The organism is Chryseobacterium salipaludis, assembly GCF_022968825.1.
GTDB classification, from domain to species: domain Bacteria; phylum Bacteroidota; class Bacteroidia; order Flavobacteriales; family Weeksellaceae; genus Kaistella; species Kaistella salipaludis.
Genome location: NZ_JALHKS010000006.1, coordinates 178,074 through 197,791, shown reverse-complemented (window position 1 = coordinate 197,791; position 19,718 = coordinate 178,074). Strand labels below are relative to the sequence as shown.

19 protein-coding genes and 1 other RNA gene are annotated in these 19,718 nt (G+C 45.8%); 12 read left to right on the top strand and 8 right to left on the bottom strand.

Annotated elements, in window-relative coordinates; all coding sequences use genetic code 11:
- Positions 1-135: 135 nt before the first annotated feature.
- The gene (locus tag MVI27_RS10850) at positions 136-891 is read right to left on the bottom strand and encodes a hypothetical protein (protein WP_246961725.1); all 756 of its coding nucleotides are present in this window, start codon (positions 889-891) and stop codon (positions 136-138) included.
- Between the two features lie 260 nt (positions 892-1,151).
- Here MVI27_RS10850 and MVI27_RS10845 point away from each other — a divergent pair, with 260 nt between their 5' ends.
- The 3 genes from MVI27_RS10845 to sucC all read left to right on the top strand — a co-directional run bounded on the left by MVI27_RS10845 (position 1,152) and on the right by sucC (position 4,247).
- Positions 1,152-2,012: a DMT family transporter gene (locus MVI27_RS10845; RefSeq protein ID WP_246961723.1), complete on the top strand. Its 861-nt coding sequence runs from the start codon at positions 1,152-1,154 to the stop codon at positions 2,010-2,012.
- Between the two features lie 110 nt (positions 2,013-2,122).
- Positions 2,123-2,656: an azurin gene (gene azu, locus MVI27_RS10840; RefSeq protein WP_246961721.1), complete on the top strand. Its 534-nt coding sequence runs from the start codon at positions 2,123-2,125 to the stop codon at positions 2,654-2,656.
- A 391-nt stretch (positions 2,657-3,047) separates the two neighbouring features.
- The gene (gene sucC / locus MVI27_RS10835) at positions 3,048-4,247 is read left to right on the top strand and encodes an ADP-forming succinate--CoA ligase subunit beta (protein WP_246961720.1); all 1,200 of its coding nucleotides are present in this window, start codon (positions 3,048-3,050) and stop codon (positions 4,245-4,247) included.
- A gap of 59 nt (positions 4,248-4,306) precedes the next feature.
- Here the strand turns inward: sucC and MVI27_RS10830 are convergent, their stop codons facing one another.
- A complete protein-coding gene (locus tag MVI27_RS10830; protein ID WP_246961718.1) occupies positions 4,307-5,152 on the bottom strand; it encodes a mechanosensitive ion channel family protein in 846 nt (281 codons plus the stop codon).
- Positions 5,153-5,251: 99 nt separating this feature from the next.
- Here MVI27_RS10830 and rnpB point away from each other — a divergent pair.
- Positions 5,252-5,588, top strand: an RNA gene (gene rnpB / locus MVI27_RS10825) — RNase P RNA component class A.
- A 6-nt stretch (positions 5,589-5,594) separates the two neighbouring features.
- Here the strand turns inward: rnpB and MVI27_RS10820 are convergent.
- From MVI27_RS10820 to MVI27_RS10810, 3 genes are all read right to left on the bottom strand, one after another.
- Positions 5,595-6,413, bottom strand: coding sequence for a CPBP family intramembrane glutamic endopeptidase (locus MVI27_RS10820; protein WP_246961716.1), 819 nt, complete (start codon positions 6,411-6,413; stop codon positions 5,595-5,597).
- On the bottom strand, positions 6,406-7,272 hold the full coding sequence (locus MVI27_RS10815; RefSeq protein WP_246961714.1) for a polyphosphate kinase 2 family protein: 867 nt from the start codon (positions 7,270-7,272) through the stop codon (positions 6,406-6,408). Before MVI27_RS10815 ends, MVI27_RS10820 begins: the two co-directional genes overlap by 8 nt.
- A gap of 74 nt (positions 7,273-7,346) precedes the next feature.
- Positions 7,347-7,793: a DUF1573 domain-containing protein gene (locus MVI27_RS10810; protein WP_246961712.1), complete on the bottom strand. Its 447-nt coding sequence runs from the start codon at positions 7,791-7,793 to the stop codon at positions 7,347-7,349.
- Positions 7,794-7,914: 121 nt separating this feature from the next.
- Between MVI27_RS10810 and MVI27_RS10805 the strand changes: the two genes are divergently transcribed.
- The 7 genes from MVI27_RS10805 (at position 7,915) to MVI27_RS10775 (ending at position 15,699) form a co-directional block, all read left to right on the top strand.
- Complete coding sequence (locus MVI27_RS10805; protein ID WP_246961711.1) at positions 7,915-10,536, top strand: valine--tRNA ligase; 2,622 nt, start codon at positions 7,915-7,917, stop codon at positions 10,534-10,536.
- Positions 10,533-11,168, top strand: a complete 636-nt coding sequence (locus MVI27_RS10800) for a DUF4241 domain-containing protein (RefSeq protein WP_246961709.1) — start codon at positions 10,533-10,535, stop codon at positions 11,166-11,168. The genes MVI27_RS10805 and MVI27_RS10800 overlap by 4 nt, the downstream gene beginning before the upstream one ends.
- A gap of 39 nt (positions 11,169-11,207) precedes the next feature.
- Positions 11,208-12,101: a ribokinase gene (locus tag MVI27_RS10795; RefSeq protein WP_246961707.1), complete on the top strand. Its 894-nt coding sequence runs from the start codon at positions 11,208-11,210 to the stop codon at positions 12,099-12,101.
- Entirely contained in the window at positions 12,098-12,988 is an 891-nt protein-coding gene (locus tag MVI27_RS10790) for an alpha/beta hydrolase family protein (RefSeq protein WP_246961706.1), read from the top strand. The genes MVI27_RS10795 and MVI27_RS10790 overlap by 4 nt, the downstream gene beginning before the upstream one ends.
- Positions 12,989-13,017: 29 nt before the next feature.
- The gene (locus MVI27_RS10785) at positions 13,018-13,587 is read left to right on the top strand and encodes a cob(I)yrinic acid a,c-diamide adenosyltransferase (RefSeq protein ID WP_246961704.1); all 570 of its coding nucleotides are present in this window, start codon (positions 13,018-13,020) and stop codon (positions 13,585-13,587) included.
- Positions 13,577-14,245 carry a thiamine diphosphokinase gene (locus tag MVI27_RS10780; protein ID WP_246961702.1) on the top strand — a complete coding sequence of 223 codons (669 nt, stop codon included), beginning with the start codon at positions 13,577-13,579 and terminating at the stop codon, positions 14,243-14,245. Before MVI27_RS10785 ends, MVI27_RS10780 begins: the two co-directional genes overlap by 11 nt.
- 62 nt (positions 14,246-14,307) lie before the next feature.
- Positions 14,308-15,699 carry a type III PLP-dependent enzyme domain-containing protein gene (locus tag MVI27_RS10775; RefSeq protein ID WP_246961700.1) on the top strand — a complete coding sequence of 464 codons (1,392 nt, stop codon included), beginning with the start codon at positions 14,308-14,310 and terminating at the stop codon, positions 15,697-15,699.
- A gap of 101 nt (positions 15,700-15,800) precedes the next feature.
- On the opposite strand, the gene MVI27_RS10770 is transcribed toward MVI27_RS10775, so the two are convergent.
- Together MVI27_RS10770 and MVI27_RS10765 are read right to left on the bottom strand one after the other, a co-directional pair.
- Positions 15,801-17,378 (bottom strand): flotillin family protein, encoded by a 1,578-nt coding sequence (locus MVI27_RS10770; RefSeq protein WP_246961732.1) that lies wholly within the window; start codon positions 17,376-17,378, stop codon positions 15,801-15,803.
- A 9-nt stretch (positions 17,379-17,387) separates the two neighbouring features.
- On the bottom strand, positions 17,388-17,960 hold the full coding sequence (locus MVI27_RS10765; RefSeq protein WP_246961698.1) for an NfeD family protein: 573 nt from the start codon (positions 17,958-17,960) through the stop codon (positions 17,388-17,390).
- Between the two features lie 473 nt (positions 17,961-18,433).
- Here MVI27_RS10765 and speB point away from each other — a divergent pair, with 473 nt between their 5' ends.
- Positions 18,434-19,285 carry an agmatinase gene (gene speB, locus MVI27_RS10760; protein ID WP_246961696.1) on the top strand — a complete coding sequence of 284 codons (852 nt, stop codon included), beginning with the start codon at positions 18,434-18,436 and terminating at the stop codon, positions 19,283-19,285.
- Positions 19,286-19,371: 86 nt separating this feature from the next.
- Here the strand turns inward: speB and MVI27_RS10755 are convergent, their stop codons facing one another.
- Complete coding sequence (locus tag MVI27_RS10755) at positions 19,372-19,665, bottom strand: GNAT family N-acetyltransferase (protein WP_246961694.1); 294 nt, start codon at positions 19,663-19,665, stop codon at positions 19,372-19,374.
- Between the last annotated feature and the right edge of the window lie 53 nt (positions 19,666-19,718).

Below are 19,718 nucleotides of genomic sequence, written 5' to 3'. Positions count from 1 at the left end.
ATCTGAACTCTCTTTGCCCGGCAAAAATAGAAACCTCCCTTAAATCGCTTTAAAGGAGGTCGTTTTTTATGCTTTTACTTTGAAAATTACTGAAAATGTGGAGTTGTGCAACGGTTACCAATGTTATCTGCAGGACTATTTTTTTTCAATCGATTCTTCCACAACCATTTCCGTTATTCCATTATCATCTTTTCTTGGTCCATATTCGATTTTAGTAATTTTACAATTTTCCACAACCAAAGTATATTGAAAGTCTTTCATTAAAGAATTTGTTGAAAAATTACAATTGATACTATTGAAATATCCAGGAAGAGCTTTTTCTAAATCATTAAAATCATCGCCTTTTTTAAATTTAGGTAAAGTTTTTTTTACAATTTCATCTTTAGTTTCCTTCGGAACAATTTTGAATGCAAACGAAGGAAAAATTCTAGGTAAAAGCATTATATAAAATAAGAACAGAAATATAGGAATTGAAAAAATGGTTATAAAGCCTTTAAAATTTATTTTTCTTTTATTAATATTTAGAGTATAAAATGTAAATCCAAAAGTTAATCCATAAAAAAATGCATCAAAAAAAACTCCGCTAAATGAAGAATTAAGAAAAATCCAACCAATTAATATTATAAATCCTATTAACGAATATAATGCAAAGGAAAAGGAAAAACCAATTAAATTCATTTTTACACTTAATTTTTCAATAATTCTTTTGGGAATTAAAACGAATATTAAATAAAAAATAGTCAGAAAAATTCCTGCCCAAATAATTATTATTCCAGTATCTCCGCTTGAAGCATTTCCATAAACAATTATTGACCAAATAATATGTGTCAAAATTAAAGTTAGAAAACCAAATATATGTGCGATAAGTGTTTTCTGGACGTAGTTTGTCATAGTCTTGCAGATAACTCTCAAATATACGCAATACGCACAGATATAGAAAAAAAACATAAGTCATTATTTACGAGTAATCTATCACCTAATAAGCGTTTATAAACATCTGTGAAACTATGTTCCTGACATGATAAAGCACCCTTGGCAAAAATATTTCTCTTCCTCGAAAGCATATAATTCGTTCAGCCGCAAAATATCGCCACCAACTCTTCAAAATATTTCAAATAAATTTGCACCTGTGTAAATCCATTCCATCCGTCATGACCAAACCGCGGCTCGCCCTCTTCCTGGGCATCCTTTGTATTTCGATCTTTCCGGTGATTGTGCGCATGGCGCTCACCCCGGCGCTTACTTCCGCTTTTTACCGGATGGCGATTGCCAGTGCGCTTCTGCTTCCGGTCGCGCTCTGGACCGGCCACCTGAAATTTGACCTACGCCGCTGGCTGCCGATGATTGCCCTCTGCGGTGTGCTCTTTGCTGCAGATATTGCCGTCTGGAATATTGCCATTCAGCATTCTTCGGCTACCCAGGCTACGCTGCTCACCAACCTGTCGCCCATCTGGGTGGGCGTGATCTCATTCTTCTTTTTGAACTACCGGCCGCGCAAAAGTTTCTGGCTCGGCACTGCTATTGCCGTTGCCGGCATGGTGATTTTTGTGGGTACGGAAACCATTACGGAACTGCGGCTGGATGCAGCTTTTTTTCTGGCCCTCTTATCCGGCTTGCTGTATGCGCTGTATATTCTGGCGAGCAAGCGCGTACTGGAACAGCTGCCGGTCATCAGTTTTATCAGTGTCAGCATGCTCTGCAGTACCTTCTTCCTGTTGCTGGTCTGCCTGATTTCCGGTGCGCCGCTGCACGGCTTCAGTCAGCAGGGCTGGATTTCCCTGCTCGTGCAGGGCGTCGTCTGTCAGCTCATCGCCTGGTTGCTGATTTCCTATGCTACCCAGCGGATGCGCGCCACCCGCGTTTCCCTGAGTTTGCTGAGCCAGGCCATTTTTGCCGCCGTGCTTGCCACCATTTTCGTGGACGAAATCATCACGCCAATTCAGGTGGCCGGCAGTGCCGTGATTTTAGCCGGCATCGCCACGACCTTTTATGAAAAAAAGAATCCGGTGTGAGTCATCGTGATACATAAATTATAAGAAAAATAAGAGTTCCTGACGAAGATCAGCCGTACCACCCTTGACATTCCCTGTAGGATTTCGTAACTTTCGGAAAATCAAATTTTATGAAATATTCTAAATTGAAAAGCGCCCTCGCGGTCTTGACTCTAAGTGGAGCCTTGCTCGTTTCCTGTAGTAAAACAGAGCAAAACGAAGTAGTAACAGATACTCCGGCCGGAACAGAAACGCCGATGGAAACGGAAACACCTGAAGCAGCCAAACAGGATACCATTAACATTACCCTGAACTCCAACGATAAGATGCAGTATGACCTGTCACAAATCGATGTGTATGAAGGGCAGACGGTGGTACTGACGCTGAACCACACCGGTACCATGCCGAAAGAATCCATGGGGCACAACTTCGTTTTACTGAAAAACGGAACCGACCTGGACAAGTTCGAGGAAGAATCAGCAAAAGCCCGCGAAACCGGTTATATTCCGGAAGGCGACAGCAACATCATTGCACACACCAAATTGATTGGCGGCGGCGAGAGTGATACCATTACCTTCCAGGCTCCGGCCAAAGGCTCTTATGATTTCATGTGCTCTTTCCCGGGTCACTATTCCATGATGAAAGGAAAATTCAACGTGAAGTAAGGTATAATCAATATGATATTGTAGAAAAGGATCGGTCTGGTACCGGTCCTTTTTTATTGTATTGATCAGTTTTAAAAGTACTTCTCTTTAAAACTTCCTGATACGCTGGTTTTACTGGGATTTTCAGCTTTTTTCTTCCGATTAAAACAATGTTTTTAAAGAATAGCGCAAGCACCCTCATCGTTTTCCCGCTGTAATTAAAGAGGCCGGTCTGAATTACAGGACAGCGCGGTACGGTTGTCATTAAGTACCCTTGCCTTCACGATATAAAATTCCGCGGGCCGACTTTTTTCCGGCTTTAAATTTTAAAATAAGCGCCCGGCGTATCTGTTCAAATTTTCTTAAATTTGTCGGAGTTTTAGAATTTTAAAAAATAACTAATTAAAATATTATGAATCTTCACGAGTACCAATCGAAAGAAATTTTATCCAAATACGGTGTGAACATCCAGAGAGGTTTTGTAGCAAATAATGTGGAGGAAGCTGTAGAAGCTGCCAAAAAGCTGACGGAACTGAACGGCAACGAAGGCTGGGTGGTGAAAGCACAGGTACACGCGGGTGGCCGTGGTAAAGGAGGAGGCGTTAAATTCTCCCCGAACATGGACAAACTGAAGGAAAACGCACAAAACATCATCGGTATGCAGCTGGTAACACCGCAAACGTCTGCCGAAGGTAAAAAAGTGAACTTCGTGCTCGTGGCTGAAGATGTTTATTATCCGGGAGAATCCGAAACCAAGGAGTATTACGTTTCTATCCTGTTGGATCGTGCGCAGGGCAAAAACATGATCGTTTATTCTACCGAAGGCGGAATGGATATTGAGCATGTGGCCGAAGTAACCCCGCATTTGATTCATAACGAAGTAATCGATCCTGCTGTAGGCCTTCAGGGTTTCCAGGCGCGTAAGATTGCTTTCAATCTGGGACTGGAAGGGGCTGCTTTCAAAGACTTCGTGAAATTCATCACCAATTTGTACAACGCATACGTGGGAATTGATGCTTCTCTGTTTGAAATCAACCCGGTTCTGAAAACTTCCGATAACCGAATTATCGCGGTAGATGCTAAAGTATCTTTGGATGACAATGCTTTGTTCCGTCATAAGGACCTGGCTGAACTGCGCGATACCCGCGAAGAAGATCCAACTGATGTGGAAGCAGGTGAAGCCGGACTGAACTTTGTGAAACTGGATGGCGACGTAGCCTGTATGGTAAACGGTGCCGGTCTTGCAATGGCGACCATGGATATCATTAAATTATCCGGCGGAAATCCTGCCAACTTCCTGGACGTGGGAGGTACGGCCGATGCAGAACGTGTACAGAAAGCTTTTGGTATCATCCTGAAAGATCCAAACGTGAAAGCAATTCTGATCAACATCTTTGGTGGTATCGTTCGTTGCGACCGTGTTGCACAAGGTGTAGTGGACGCTTACAAAGCAATGGGCAGTCTGCCTGTGCCGTTGATCGTGCGCCTGCAGGGAACCAATGCCGTAGAAGCCAAGCAACTGATCGACAATTCAGGTCTGCCGGTGCATTCTGCTATCACCTTGGAAGAAGCTGCTAACAAAGTAAAAGAAGTATTGGCTGAGCAAAAATAACAGCTGATTTAAAATAAACAAAAGCCGTCACATTTTTTAATGCTGACGGCTTTTTATTGTCAGGTATTACCGGTGGCACAGGCTTCCAGTTGCGACTGGGTCGCCAGCTGAATTCCGGCCTCTTCCAGTTTTTTCTTAAGCCGCATCAACGCTTCACTGCGCACGAGCATAATATCTTCGCCGGTTTTCATATCAAAGCGGGCTTCCAGATAAAAGATGCCGAAACTTTGTTTTAAAACAATTACTTCTGCTTTCTGCGTATTTTCGACAAAGGGAAGTGTTTGTATTTCTTCCAGCAGCACCCGTTGGGTTTTTTCCAGGTCCTGTTCATTTGAAACCTGTAAGGCTAAAAAGACTTTTCGCTGGTCACTCGCGGTAAAGTTCACAAACGGTGCGCTGAAAATAAGCTGATTGGGCATGTACACTTTTTTGCCTTCATCGGTGATGATTTTGGTGGTTAAAAAACCGATGTCTTCCACTACACCCGACACGTTTTGGATGGTTACATAATCCCCCCGGGTAAAAGCTTTATCAATGCCAATCAGTGCGCCGGAAAACATTGAGGAAACCAAATCTTTCAAAGCCACCCCGGCAATCACCCCGGCCACACCCAAACTTCCCAGGAACTTCATCACAAAACCGCCAAGGCCCATAATTTCAAACGAAATAAAAGCAGCCCCCAGAATAATCAGAAACCGGAAAATATTCACCAGCGTCATAAAGGAGGTGCCTTTGCTCTTCGGAAAAAAGCGGTGGAAAACTTTCACTGCGATTTTACTCAGGTAATTGCTCATCAGCAGGATCAGCACAAACACGGCAATCCCCACCGTCAGCCGCGGCGTTGCACGTGCCAGGCCGTGATACCATTTCTCCAGGACGGATAGAACAATTTCAAAATAATCCATATAAAGGTTGTTTCTTTAAGAATAAAGACTGGTATCTGTGCAAAATGCTTTCCAAAAATTGCCGGGCTGTTCTGGCTGTTTCTGTATCTTTGCAACCCACAGGAAGCGTGGCTTGTCGCTCTTTGCCTCAGCAAAGGGAGGAAAGTCCGGACACCACAGAGCAGCAAAGCGGGTAACACCCGTCATCCGCGTCCTTGAGGCGGAGAGGACCAGTGCAACAGAAAGGATGTATATTAAGTTATAGTGAAATCAGGTAAACTCTTTGCGGTGCAATGCTAAGTATATCGGACTGCCCGGTTCGCCGGGCTAGGAGTGGCTCGCTCCAAAAACCGAGGGGTAAGCAGCTACATCCCGTTGGTAACAACGGGGGCAGATAAATGACAGGCAACCGGCTCCGGCCGGCCTACAGAATCCGGCTTACAGCGCTTCCTGTGGTTTCTTTTTAATGATATCTATGCTTTGCTGCCATTAGCCTCCGGAAGGTCAGCAGCCCTGCGGTCAGCAACAATAATCCTGCGAAGGCCGACAACCAGAATATTGGGTCCAGTGCATGTTTAGAGAAATAAAGATGATATTTCCCGCCCCATTCCGAATACGCCAGATAGAAATAAACACTGTTCAGGAAGAAATGAAACAGGATGGAATACAGAATCTTTTCACTCCAAAGGTAAATCAAACCGGCCACCAGGCCCATGGTAAAGGTGGGCAGCAGGTTATTGTAATCCGGCCAGTGAATGCTGCAGAACAACAGCGAGGAAATCAGCAAAGCTGCGGTGGCGCCGTATTTCTGCCTTAATCCTTTTAATAAAAGCCTTCGGAAAAATAATTCTTCCACCAGCGGTGCCACGATAATCAGACTGAGCATATAGGGAACATTCTGTATCGTAAAAACCGCTTCCCAGGAGCCGGGAAAATACCCGAATTTCGTTTTGCCCGCCGTCCGGATATATTCATACAGATAAAAGAAGGGTTTAGAAAACAGATGAAACCCCATAAATATCACGAAAATAAGCGGAATGAGTTTCAGCTTAATCCCTGATTCATATCCAAGCTGAAAACGCGTTTGCCGGATTATATACAGGCACCAACTTCCGTACAGCAATACATACAGCAGCAATTGCAACAGGAGAATCACATAACTTCCCGCAGGATTTTCACGATAGGCAGCAATGAAATACGAAGGCGCATCCAGGATAATCGTGGTGAGCTGATAAATAACCGTCAGCAGAACCGCTTTCCACACCGGCAGGTTTTTACTCATGTTCCAGCGTGTCTTTGGCTTTTGCTAACAGGTCCGGATCTACCGGTCCGGGATATTGCGGATTCATCCGCTCCAGCGTTTTTACGATAATTTGAATAGCCGCCGCGCGTGCCAACCATTTTTGGTCGGCCGGCAAAATATACCACGGTGCTTGCGATGTATGGGTTTGGCCAATGGCGGTTTCGTACGCATCCCTGTATTCAGCCCAGAAGGTTCTTTCCTTTAGGTCACCTGCTTCAAATTTCCAGTGTTTGTCTTCACGGTTCAGCCGTTTCAGAAATCGTTCTTTTTGTTCGTCTTTGGAAATATGCAGGAAGAACTTAATAATAGTGGTCCCGTTTGCTGTCAGGTGTTTCTCGAAATTGCGGATGCTTTCATACCGCGCCTTCCAGAAATCATCGGTAAAGTCATCTGTGCTGCCCCAGGTTTTTTCCTTCAGGTTTAGTTCCGGATGGACTTTGCAAACCAGTACGTTTTCGTAATAACTTCGGTTAAAGATGCCAATCTTCCCTTTTTCCGGTAGCGCCACGGCATGACGCCACAGGAAATCATGTTTATATTCCTTCTCTGACGGCACCTTAAAACTGGTGACTTCGCAGCCCTGGGGATTCACGCCGCCAAAGACATGTTCAATCAGCGAATCTTTTCCACCGGCATCCATTGCCTGCAGAATAATGAGCAGCGACTGTCTTCCTTCGCTGTACAATTTTTCCTGCCATTCGCGCAGAAGTTTTTGCTGATCGGCAAGCAGCTGCTTACCCTCCTGCTTATTCATGAGGCCTTCATACGAAGTCGGTAAATCGGAGAGAACAGGCGAAGCCGGCGCAGTGAACAGCGTTGGAAAATCAGGAACAGACATAGATTTCATTTCTTTACTAAAATAAAAAAATCATTCCGTTTCGGGAATGATTTTAAAGTTGTCATAAAGCAGTCTTATTTTCTTGCTGCATTTTTGCGTGCTTTCATGGCTGCAGGTGCTGCTTCAGCTTTCACTTCGGCTGCTGTTGCGGCGGTTTCCGGCGCTACCACCCCTTTAATATTGATGACCGCACGGCTGTTCTCCGGGTCGTTGGAATACACTTCAATAATTTTGGTGAAAGGCCCCATGATTCTTGTATCATATAATACTTTAATCTGGCCGTTTTTCCCCGGCATAATCGGTTCCTGGTTCCACTCCGGAATGGTGCATCCGCAGGAAGCCTGCACTTTGGAAATAATCAGCGGCTTGGTGCCTGTATTTTTAACGGTAAAAACCTGGTGGCCATCGGCACCTGCTTTAACAGTTCCGTAGTCTGCCGTAGTTTTATCAAAAGAAATCGTTTGTGCAGACGCGAATGCTACAGAAGCAAAAGCCAGCACACCGGCAAATAAATTTTTCATAATGGTTTTTTTCTTGTGCTTTGACAATTAATAGGAAGCAAAGTTAAAAATAATTTTTTGGTAGCAGACTTGTTTTTTTATTTGACTATTTTTGTCGCTTGACAGCCAAAGAAACTTTATAATGCAGATTTCAGACAAATACTCCCCGCGCGACACAGAACACAAATGGTACAGTTACTGGCTCGCACAGGGATATTTTCACTCAGTGCCGGATGAGCGTCCGCCCTATACCATCGTAATTCCGCCGCCTAACGTAACCGGTATTCTTCACATGGGCCACATGTTGAACAATACCATTCAGGATATTCTCGTGCGCCGTGCCAGAATGCAGGGATACAATGCCTGCTGGGTGCCGGGAACCGATCACGCGTCCATTGCAACCGAAGCGAAAGTGGTAGCAAAACTGAAAGAGCAGGGCATCCGCAAAACTGACCTCACCCGTGATGAATTCTTGAAGCATGCCTGGGACTGGACCGAGCAATACGGCGGTACCATCCTGGAACAATTGAAAAAGCTGGGCTGCTCCTGCGACTGGGACCGTACGCGTTTCACGATGGAGCCTGAAATGTCTGCGCAGGTTATCCGTTCTTTTGTTGATTTGTATAATAAAGGCCTTATTTACCGCGGCTACCGGATGGTGAACTGGGACCCGGAAGCCAAAACCAACATTTCTGATGAAGAAGTTATCTTTAAGGAACAGAACGGCAAACTCTATTATTTAAAATATCAGGTTGAAAATACCGACGAATATCTGACCGTAGCGACCACACGTCCGGAAACCATTTTTGGGGATACGGCTGTGTGCGTCAATCCAAACGATGAGCGCTATGCACACTTAAAAGGCAAAAACGTAATTGTGCCGGTCGTTAACCGTACCATTCCGGTGATTGAGGATGATTATGTGGACATGGAATTCGGAACCGGCGCCCTGAAAATCACACCCGCGCACGACACCAATGACTACGAAATCGGTCAGCGCCATCACTTGGCCATGATTGATTCCCTGGATGACGAGGGCAATCTGAATGAGCACGGATTGCATTACGCCGGCAAAAATCGCTTTGAGGTGCGAAAGGCTTTGGCTAAAGAACTGGAAGAGAAAGGACTTTTGTTGAAGGCAGAAGATTACGTAAATAAAGTAGGAACTTCAGAGCGGACAGGCGCTGTTATTGAACCAAAAGTATCAGTACAGTGGTTCCTGAAAATGAGTGAAATCGCCAAACCCGCGCTGGATGTGGTGATGAACGATGAAATAAAGTTCCACCCCGAGAAATTTAAAAACACCTATCGCCACTGGATGGAAAACATCCGCGACTGGAATATTTCCCGCCAGCTTTGGTGGGGACAGCAGATTCCTGCTTATTATTTCGGCACCGGCGATGATGATTTTGTGGTCGCAGAAACGGCGGAAGAAGCATTATCACTCGCCCGCACGAAATCAGGCAACAGTAGTTTGCAGCCAGCTGACCTTCGTCAGGATGAAGACGCGCTGGATACCTGGTTCTCTTCCTGGCTGTGGCCCATGTCTGTATTTAACGGGCTGCAGGATAAGAATAATCCTGAAATTGACTATTATTATCCGACCTCGGATCTGGTTACCGGTCCGGATATTATTTTCTTCTGGGTAGCACGTATGATCATGGCCGGCCTGGAATACCGCCAGGAAGTGCCTTTCAAAAATGTATATTTCACCGGAATTGTGCGTGATAAGCAGCGCCGCAAAATGTCCAAATCTTTGGGCAACTCACCGGACCCCATTGAACTGATTGAAAAATATGGTGCTGATGGCGTCCGCGTCGGCATTCTCCTAAGTGCTGCGGCCGGAAACGATTTATTGTTCGATGAAGATCTGATGCTGCAGGGCCGGAACTTTGCGACCAAAATCTGGAATGCGAGCCGCCTGATGCAGGGCTGGAAAACAGATGCCGCTATCGACGAAACCGCTGCTGACCGGCAGGCGATCTCCTGGTTCGGAAATCAGCTGGATAAAGCCGTGGCTGATATGGCAGATCAGTTCGAGAAGTTCCGTATTTCCGATGCATTGCATATTCTGTATAAACTCATTTGGGATGATTTCTGTTCCTGGTATCTGGAAGCGATTAAGCCGGCCTACGGAATGGCTATTTCCGCAGCGGTGTATGTTCAGACGGTTGCTTACTTTGAGGAGCTAATGAAACTTCTGCATCCGTTCATGCCGTTCCTGTCCGAGGAATTGTGGCAGCACATCGCCAAACGTACGCCGGAGGAAGCCCTGGTCATTGCACAGCAACCACAGGTAACAGATTTTGATACCAATGTGATTAAAAACTTTGAAACGACCAAGGAACTGGTGTCCGGCATCCGGAATTACCGTCAGAGCAAAGGCGTTTCACCGCGTGAAAGCGTAGAGGTGTTCACCAACGCGCAGGCTTTCGAAAATGAGGAGTTGATTACACGTCTGGCAAATATCTCCGTTATTCATTTTAATGAAAAAACCGATAAGCCAACCTATTCCTTCCTCGTGGGCTCCACAGAAGTGTCAGTTCCGCTGAGTGAAAACCTGGATCTTGAAGGCGAGAAGAAGCGTACTGAAGAAGAGATTGCGTATTTGCGCGGCTTCCTTGTTTCTGTTGAGAAAAAACTGAGCAATGAGAAATTCATGGCCGGCGCTCCGCAGCAGGTAGTAGATAACGAACTGAAAAAACAGAAAGACGCCAATGATAAACTGGCGCTGCTGCAGGAAAAACTGGCATCCCTGTCATGAAACATATTGAAAACATAAGTGCGCTGTTCAGCAAAAGCTTTGTCGAACATCCGCTGATTGAAACTTTTTCTGCCGGAGAACTGAGACTCACTTCAGGCCGGCTGGTTGCCTGCGATCCGCTGATTACGGCAGATATGCCTGCCTTTCTGATGCAGTTTCCTGCCGGTTCCTGGCCGCTTTTCGTGCATAAGGAAAGAGAGAGCAACTGCATCGCGTATGTGGAACTGGTGTTCAGTGAAACTGCTGTTGCCCATTGGGAAATGGCGCGTTGCGAAGGTCAGCATCTCAAGGACCTGATCGAGGGGGAAATCTTCGGGTACCCTGTGGACAGCGGCATGGGCTGTTTGATGGACGCTGAGGCGCAGGCCGCGCTGAGCACGTTGGAACAACAATTGTTTCAGCAGAAGGGCGATAAATTTATGGGATTGTACGAAGAGTTTTTCCACAAACATTTTTTCCAGGAAGATGGCGCGGTGAATCAATATGCCGTGCTGCAGCCGGGTAAAGATGCCCATGCTGATATATTTGCTTTTGAAACCGGATACGGAGAAGGCTTTTATGCCACGTACTTTGGTACAGATGCGAACGGAATACCGGTCAAAGTGATTTCTGAATTTATTGAAATTGTATAAAGAATACCTGCTGAATTTTAAATAACAGTTGTCTGTCTGATGAAAATTACAAGTGAATCCCCGAAAATTCTGGTGATTGGCAGCTCATCCATTGATTTGGTGCTGAATACCGAAACATTGCCGCAACCCAATGAAACCGTGATGGCAGTGCAGTCCGAAAGCTTTTTCGGTGGCAAAGGTGCCAATCAGGCCGTAGCTTCCGCGAGGCTTGGTGCCAGTGTGTATTTTATCGGTGCGGTGGGCATGGATCCGCTCGGCCAGCAGGTAATGCGCAATATGGTAGACGAAGGCGTGAACGTGGGATACGTCGTGGAAATTGAAGAAGCGGCTACCGGTACCGCGTATGTGACCGCGGCCAAAGGAGTCAATTCTATTGTGGTGGTGCCCGCTTCCAATTCACATCTGAAGCCGGCACACGTGGCCGAAGCTGAAAAGATTTTTGCTACCGCAGATTTAATTTTGATCCAGCTCGAAATCCCGATGGAAGTGGTGGAGTTCACTGCACAGCTGGCGAAAAAATATAATAAAAAATTGGGTGTCTATGCTTCACCGGCGCGCCACCTTTCGCCACTCGTTCTGGAACAGGCGGCCTTTATTGTAGCGAAAAGCAGTGAACTTTCTATCATTTTTGGTGATCAGCCACGGGAGGATATTCTCGGTATGTATGCCAACCGTTTATTCGTGCGAGATGATACCAATTCCACTACGTATTACAACGGCGGTGAAATGAAATATTACCGCAACGATCATGATTCTGTCCTTCACAAAATGGGAATGGGCGATGCTTTCACGGCAGGATTCGCCATCGCCTGGTGCCATGGTAATTCCATCGACGATTGTGTGAAATTCGGGAACGATGTATCGCTGAAAGTAACAGAGAACCGCGGCTCCCAGCGCGGACTGCCTTACCTGAAAGATGTCCTGCCGGATTGAGATATTCTGAAGAAATTATAACACCACCCGTCTGCCATCAGTTGTCCACCGAAAATGGTGGCCGTATTTCCCTGCATGTCTTTCATCCCGAAGTTAGCAATAATAAACTGTTGGTTATTAACTCTGCGACGGGCGTTCGTCAGCAGCTGTATTTTGGCTTGGCGGGTGTTCTTTCACAGAATGGCTTTACCGCCATCACATATGATTATCAGGGCATCGGCCTTTCCGCCGGCGGGAAACTGCGTCAGTCTTCAGCCAGCATGCGAAGCTGGGGTAGTAATGATTTTTCTGCAATTACCCGTTTTGTAACACAGGAATTTCCGCATCACCGTAAGTTCTGTTTGGGGCATTCGGTGGGTGCGCTTATATTAGGTTTAAATGGGGACTCGCTTATATTTGAGAAATTTATTTTCGTTGCGACACAGGACGCATACCTTGGCTATTTAAAACCCATGGTAGCCCTCAGTGCTTTGCTCGGTTTTGGTTTGGCTGTTCCCCTTACCACAGCTTTAATGGGTTATTTCCCGGCAAGATTCTTCGGGCTGGGAAATAATTTACCGAAAAAGGTAGCACGCGACTGGCGCACTTTAATTTTAAATAAAAACTCGACGCGGCAGCTGTTCAAAAAGCAGGCTGTTTCCGTCGCGCAGCAGCTCCACCAGCCTGTCGCAGTGATTGATGCGGATGACGATCACTGGATTACAGACCAGGGTATTCATAGTTTGCTGACCAAAACATTCCCCCATCTTCGGCCTTCGTTTATCACGCTGAAATCAGCTGATTCGCCGCGCGGGAGCATTGGCCATATCAACTTCTTTCGCAGATATAATCGCCCGCTTTGGACTGTCATTATCGAGCAACTGGACGACGTGGAAGATTTTAAGTAATTTTACGGAACATCTTAAAAAAGTATTTTATGAAGATATATACCAAGACCGGCGATAGTGGACAAACCGCCCTTTTCGGCGGAACGCGTGTATCGAAAGCGTCTGCGCGCGTGGAAGCCTACGGAACGGTCGATGAACTGAATTCCTTTATTGGTGTGGCCAAAAGCCGTATCCGGAAGGAGGAAGTTATTGACCAGCTTAAAAAAATACAGTTTAACTTATTTACGCTGGGCTCGGAAACCGCGACACCTGCTGATAAACTAACGCTGGCCAATGGTAAATCACGGCTGCCGCTGATGATTACGGAGGAAGACATCACGGCACTGGAACAATGGATGGACGCCTGGGAAGAAGAACTGGCGCCTTTGCAATACTTTATTTTACCGGGCGGTGGCGAAAGTGCCACAGCGCTGCATGTGTGCCGAACGGTATGCCGGCGCGCCGAACGCAGCCTGGTCTTTCTGGCGGAAAATGAGGAAGTGCGTCCGGAACTGATTAAATACCTGAACCGATTATCCGATTACCTTTTTGTGCTGGCGCGCTATGTGTCAAAAGAAACCGGCGAAAACGAAGAATACTGGAATCCCAATGACCGCTAAAAAGGCGCTGCTGTTTATCAACGGTGTTCCGCCGGCGCGACTTCCTGACGCTGATGCATTTGATGTCGTGGCCTGCTCCGATGGTGCTTTTGATTATTTAAAATCTGCCGGATTTAATTTTTCGAAACTGAATTTTGTTTCCGGCGATTTTGATTCACAAGCGGCACAGGAGGAAGTAGCGGCCTTGTCTGCTGAATATGGTTTTGAAATTCTGCCCACACCCGATCAGGACAAAACAGACTTTTGCAAAGCTTTGGAAATTCTGGCAGCGAAAGACTGTACCGAAGTTTCGGTGTACGGCGGCAGCGGCGGTGAAATGGATCATTTTCTGGGAAACCTCACGGTGGCGTCTCAGTTTCAAAAGGACATCAACATCACTTTTTTTGATGAATATGCCCGGTACTTCTTTGCTGCGCACCATACCGTTTTGGATACAGAGCCGGGTCAGATGATCTCACTGTATCCTTTTCCGGAAGCGAAATATGTGGTCAGCACCGGCCTGGAGTGGCCCCTGTTTGGTGAAGATCTTAATCTTACCTCCCGCATCGGTACCCGGAACCGGGCGGTCGACAAGCAAGTGGAGGTTTCATATCAGCAGGGCAGCCTCATTATTTTTGTGGCACATCCGGCGGCACGGGATATTTTAACGGAACTTTAAAAGAAAAAGCCAACTTTTTTCACCAACTTTGCACCTTTAATTACGTAACTTTTTGTATTGATATGAAGATTAAATATTCAGAGCTGATTGACCAAACGCTGTATTTTCCGACCGAAGAATTTAATGTGTCTGAAAATAATCTGCAGTTTCACGATATTCCGCTGATGGATGTGGTGGAGCAGTTTGGAACTCCGCTGAAATTTAATTACCTGCCTAAAATTTCCGCCAACATTCAACGCGCGAAAGCTTGGTTTAAGGAAGCTTTTGAACTGAATGATTATAAGAAAGAATACCGCTATTGTTATTGTACCAAGTCCAGTCATTTTGCTTTTGTGCTGGAAGAGGCGCTGAAAAACGATATTTCCATCGAAACTTCGTCCGCTTATGACATGGATATCGTGAAAGCCTTGTATGAGAAAGGCAAATACGATAAATCGGTGGAAGTCATTTGCAATGGCTTTAAAACAGATGACTATCTCGCGAAGATTTCAGATTTGATTAATGATGGGTTCCACAATATTACCCCGATTCTGGATAATTACCGTGAACTCGATAAGCTGACCGAAAGTATTGACACGACCTTCAATATCGGAATCCGCATTGCTTCCGAGGAAGAACCTAAATTTGAATTTTATACATCGCGTCTAGGTATCGGGTATAAAGACATTATTCCGTACTACAGCCAGAAGATTGCAGAGCACCCGAATGCACGGCTGAAGATGCTGCATTTCTTTATTAATACCGGAATCAAAGACACAGCGTATTACTGGAATGAACTGTACAAATGCCTGCGCGTATATGCGCGACTAAAAAAGATTGCGCCCGAGGTAGATTCTCTGAATATTGGCGGCGGTTTCCCGATCAAGACATCGCTGAACTTCGATTATAATTACCAGTACATGGTGAATGAAATCGTGTCGCAGATTAAAAAGTTCTGTGAAGAAGAAGGCGTGGAAGAACCGAATATTTACACTGAATTCGGAAGTTTTACCGTAGGCGAGAGCGGCGGACATCTGTATAAAATCATTTCGCAGAAACGCCAGAATGACCGGGAAAAGTGGAATATGATTGATTCCTCCTTCATGACGACCCTGCCGGACACCTGGGCGATCTCACGCCATTTCATTATGCTGCCGCTGAACCGCTGGGACGATACCTATGAACGCGTATTCCTGGGCGGACTTACCTGCGACTCCGATGATTATTATAACTCCGAGCAGCACACCAATGCGATTTACCTGCCGGTGTTCAGTGATACGAAACCGTTATATATCGGCTTTTTCCACACAGGAGCGTATCAGGAAACCATCGGTGGCTACGGTGGCGTTCACCACTGCCTGATGCCACAGCCGAAACACATTCTGATCGACAAGGACGAGGAAGGGAACTTTGTGTACACCCTGTTCCGCGAAGAACAACGTCCCGATGATGTTTTGAAACTGTTGGGATATTAATCAGTACGTACTTTTATAAAAATAAAACCTGTTTTCGGACAGGTTTTTTTATGGTTAAAAAGTAAAAACCAACCGCCCCGGATTTCCGGGGCGGTTTGCATTTAGGAGGGTTGACCTTCAGTTGTACTGCCGTTGTCCGGATTGTCTTTCGGCTTTTGATTACCCTTGGTCGTTGTAGTCTTTACAACCGTAGCTTCCTGTTCTTCACCTTTCAGATAGCTTGGCAGGTTCAGGCCGGCCATTTCGAATAAATCATTCAGCGGCGGTACCGATTTCATCATGCCCGAAATAAAATTGGAGGTAGAGGTCTGGCCGTTACTGGTTTCTCCGCCATTGTCCCACACCGTGACTTTGTCAATCTTAATTCCTTTCACTGCCTCCACCTGCGTTTTTACCAGTTCAGGCAGCTTTTCCAGAATCAAAAGGTGGAAGGCATTGTTGGTGTCGCCGCCCGCAGCCTTCACTACTTTTTCATATCCTTCCGCCTGCTTGCTCAGGATTTCATAGAGCCCCTTTGCCTCTGCTTCACGCTTCAGGAAAATAGCATCGGCTTCCCCTTTTGCCTGTACTCTGATTTTCTCTGCTTCGGCCTGTGCCTCAATAATCGCTCGCTGTTTTTGGATTTCAGCAGGTACAACAATGTTCGCATTCTGCGTGGAGCGTTCTCTTTCCGCACGCGCGGCTTCTGCTTTTTGCTCTGCCTGATAAGATTCTTCCAGGGAGCGCGCTTTCTGAACATTCTCAGCTGCCGTCGCCAGGCGAAGGGCCTCTGCTTCCCGTTCACGCCGTTCCGCATCGGACTGGGCAATAGTAATCCGCGCTTCGTTCTCCCCGCGGATGGCGAGTGAGTTGGCGGTAGAGGTTGCAATACGGGAATCTCTTTCTGCTTCCGCACGACCGATGGCTTCGTCTTTATGCGCCGCCGCAATGCTGATTTCGCGGTCTTTGGTCGTAACTGCAATTTTCACGTCGCGGTCGCGGGAAAATTCCGCGATCTGAATGTCTTTCTGGCGGTCTGCATCCGCTTTACCGGTTTCCCCGATTTTCTCCTGCTCAGCCACACTGACTTTCGCTTCGTTAATCGCTTTCGCTGCAGCTTCTTTTCCTAATGCTTCAATATAGCCGGACTCATCACTGATGTCCGTAATATTAACATTAATAAGTTTTAAACCTACTTTGCGAAGTTCTGTATCAACGTTGTTGGTAATATTGTCTAATAACTTATCACGGTCGGAGTTAATTTCTTCAATGGTCATCATTGCTACCACCAAACGCAGCTGACCAAATAAAATATCTTTGGAAAGTTCCGTAATCTGCTCATGTGCCAGGCCCAGAAGGCGTTCAGCAGCATTTCCCATCGTATCAGGATCCGTACTGATTGCAATGGTAAAGCGGCAGGGGACATCCACCCGGATATTCTGGCGCGAAAGTGCATTAATTAAATTCGCTTCGATCGACATTGGTTTAAGGTCCAGGTATGCATAATCCTGAATCACCGGCCAAATGAAGGCAGCCCCACCATGAATACATTTCGCAGATTTGCCACCGGTTTTCCCGTAAACCACCAGGATTTTGTCAGAAGGGCAGCGTTTGTAACGGCTGATGAGCGCCGCAAAAGTCACAAAAAGGACCAGGACCAGTACGATGACAATCGTGAAGCCCGGGTATTGTTCAATCATTTCCATATATTAATTTAATTTGCTTACAATCAGCAGGTTGTTTTTAATGCGGTCCACTTTAACCATCGTTCCGGAACTGATCTGGTGAAAGTCTTCCGTGGCTGCACCGATTTCGTGCATCGTGCCGTTCACACTGATTTGAATTTTCCCCGCGCCGGTAAGCCGCCCCGGGATCGGACTGTACACACGGCCGGTACCGCCGACCAGGCTTTCAATGCGGAAGGTGTTATCCTCAGAAAGTTTCAGGATTTCCCGGATGAGAATGAAGAAGATGATAATAAAAAGAATTCCTACCACACACGCCAGCGCTACCAGCAGAAATTTACTTTCGATGGAATTGTAAAAGGTAACACCTGTCCAGCCGAAACCCAGCATAAAATTAATCAGGTTCCGGAACGAGAACAGCTGGAACGGCGCCGAGACATCATCGAGGTTACCATCGAAATCGGCGTTAATGCCGCCCATGTCGGTACTGCCGATAAAGGTAAGAACAGTTTGTACTGCGAAGATAATGCTGCTGAATAACGCTACATACCAGAAGCCCTGCAGCAACCCATCCTGACTGTTGATAAAATCAAGCATGATAAAGTAGTTTTAACAAATATATAATATTTATTGATGTGGAATTGCTTTCTGAGTGGGAGTTTCCGCGAAATTGATAAAAATGATGTCAAACAATTTTAACATTTATACTTGGTTATGATAAATGCCAACGATTCTTATTAAAACGAACAAAATAACAATTATTCAAACGCCCAAGTGCCTTCATTTATATAAACATAATGTATAGAAAATGATCTGAAATCGCTTTGCTTGGTCGGACTTTAAAAATAGTAGGATGCTCTGCAAAATCTGGTCTCGCTGAATGAAATATCTTTGCGTTCTTGTAATAATTTTAATTGTCAATAATCCTTCGCGTTCTCCGCGTTTAAAAATCGCAGACAGTTTTAAACATAATGAATACAACCGCTTTTCTGCCATTGCAGTCTTTACACCCTTTCTTAGATTTTCGCGATAAACTTTTATCTTTGCTCTACTAAATTTAAATGGACTCAATGAAAACATACGCTGATATTCCCGAAGAAAACGGCACGCTGGAAAATGCCAGTGTCATGCTTGTAACGGTGCCTTACGACGGAACTTCCACCTGGGGAAAGGGAGCTGATAAAGGCCCGGAACTCTTCCTGGATGCTTCCGAAAATATGGAACTTTATGATATCGAAACCGGTACTGAGCCTTATCTGAAAGGCGTTTATCTCGCCGGTGAGGTAGCAGAAAACAGTTCCCCGGAAGCCATGACCGAAGCGGTTTATCAGAAAACCAAAGAACTGCTGCAGCACGAAGGAAAACTGTTCACCCTTTTTGGCGGAGAGCACTCCGTATCCATCGGGTCGATCCGCGCGGTCGGCGAGAAGTATGAGAACCTGACGGTTTTGCAGCTCGATGCACACACCGATTTACGTCCTGATTTCCACGGATCTACCAGCAACCATGCCTGCGCCGTCTTCGAGGCCAGCCAGAAACACAATCTGGTACAGGTGGGCATTCGCTCCTGCGATATTGAAGAAATGGAGTATGTAAATGAGTCCCAATGTTTCTGGGCACACCAGATTGCGCACAATGAAAACTGGATTAATGAGGTGCTGGAAAAAGTATCCGGCAATGTATATATCACGATAGACCTGGATGCGTTTGATCCGTCCATTGCACCTTCCACCGGTACACCCGAACCTGGCGGCCTGCAGTGGTATCCGACTTTGGAACTGCTGAGAAAAGTGTTCCAGAAATGCAATGTGGTAGCGTTTGATATCGTGGAACTCATGGACTCGCCTATGGCAAAACCGACAGCTTTTCTGGCTGCTAAATTATATTATAAAATGCTGGCCTATTATCATTTGGATAAATAAAACTTGCTTTTTACATTTAAAAAGGCTGTTCCAAACCGGAGCAGCCTTTCTCTTTTGTAATATTATTTGATTTAAAAAAAATTCGGTCAGCGTTTTAGCAAAATGTCCTGCGCCTCCGGCATGCGGTTCATTACTGCTCTGGCGTACGAACAGTGGGGATACACGCTCCAGTTGTTTTCCCGCGCAAAGCGCACGCCTTCCTGCACCAGGTATTTCCCCATGCCACGCCCTTCAAACTGAGGGTGAACTAGTACAAAAGAAATTACCATCCGCTTGTCTTCGGGAAATAGAGTATAGGTAAGTCTGCCTACTTCCTGGTCATCGTCATTATGCAGGTAGATAAGTCCTCCGTTGCCTTTCCGGTCATTCGTATATTTCATAAGCTCGTGTTTAAAATTAATATTGAAGATAGTGATTCAGCAAATACCTTTCC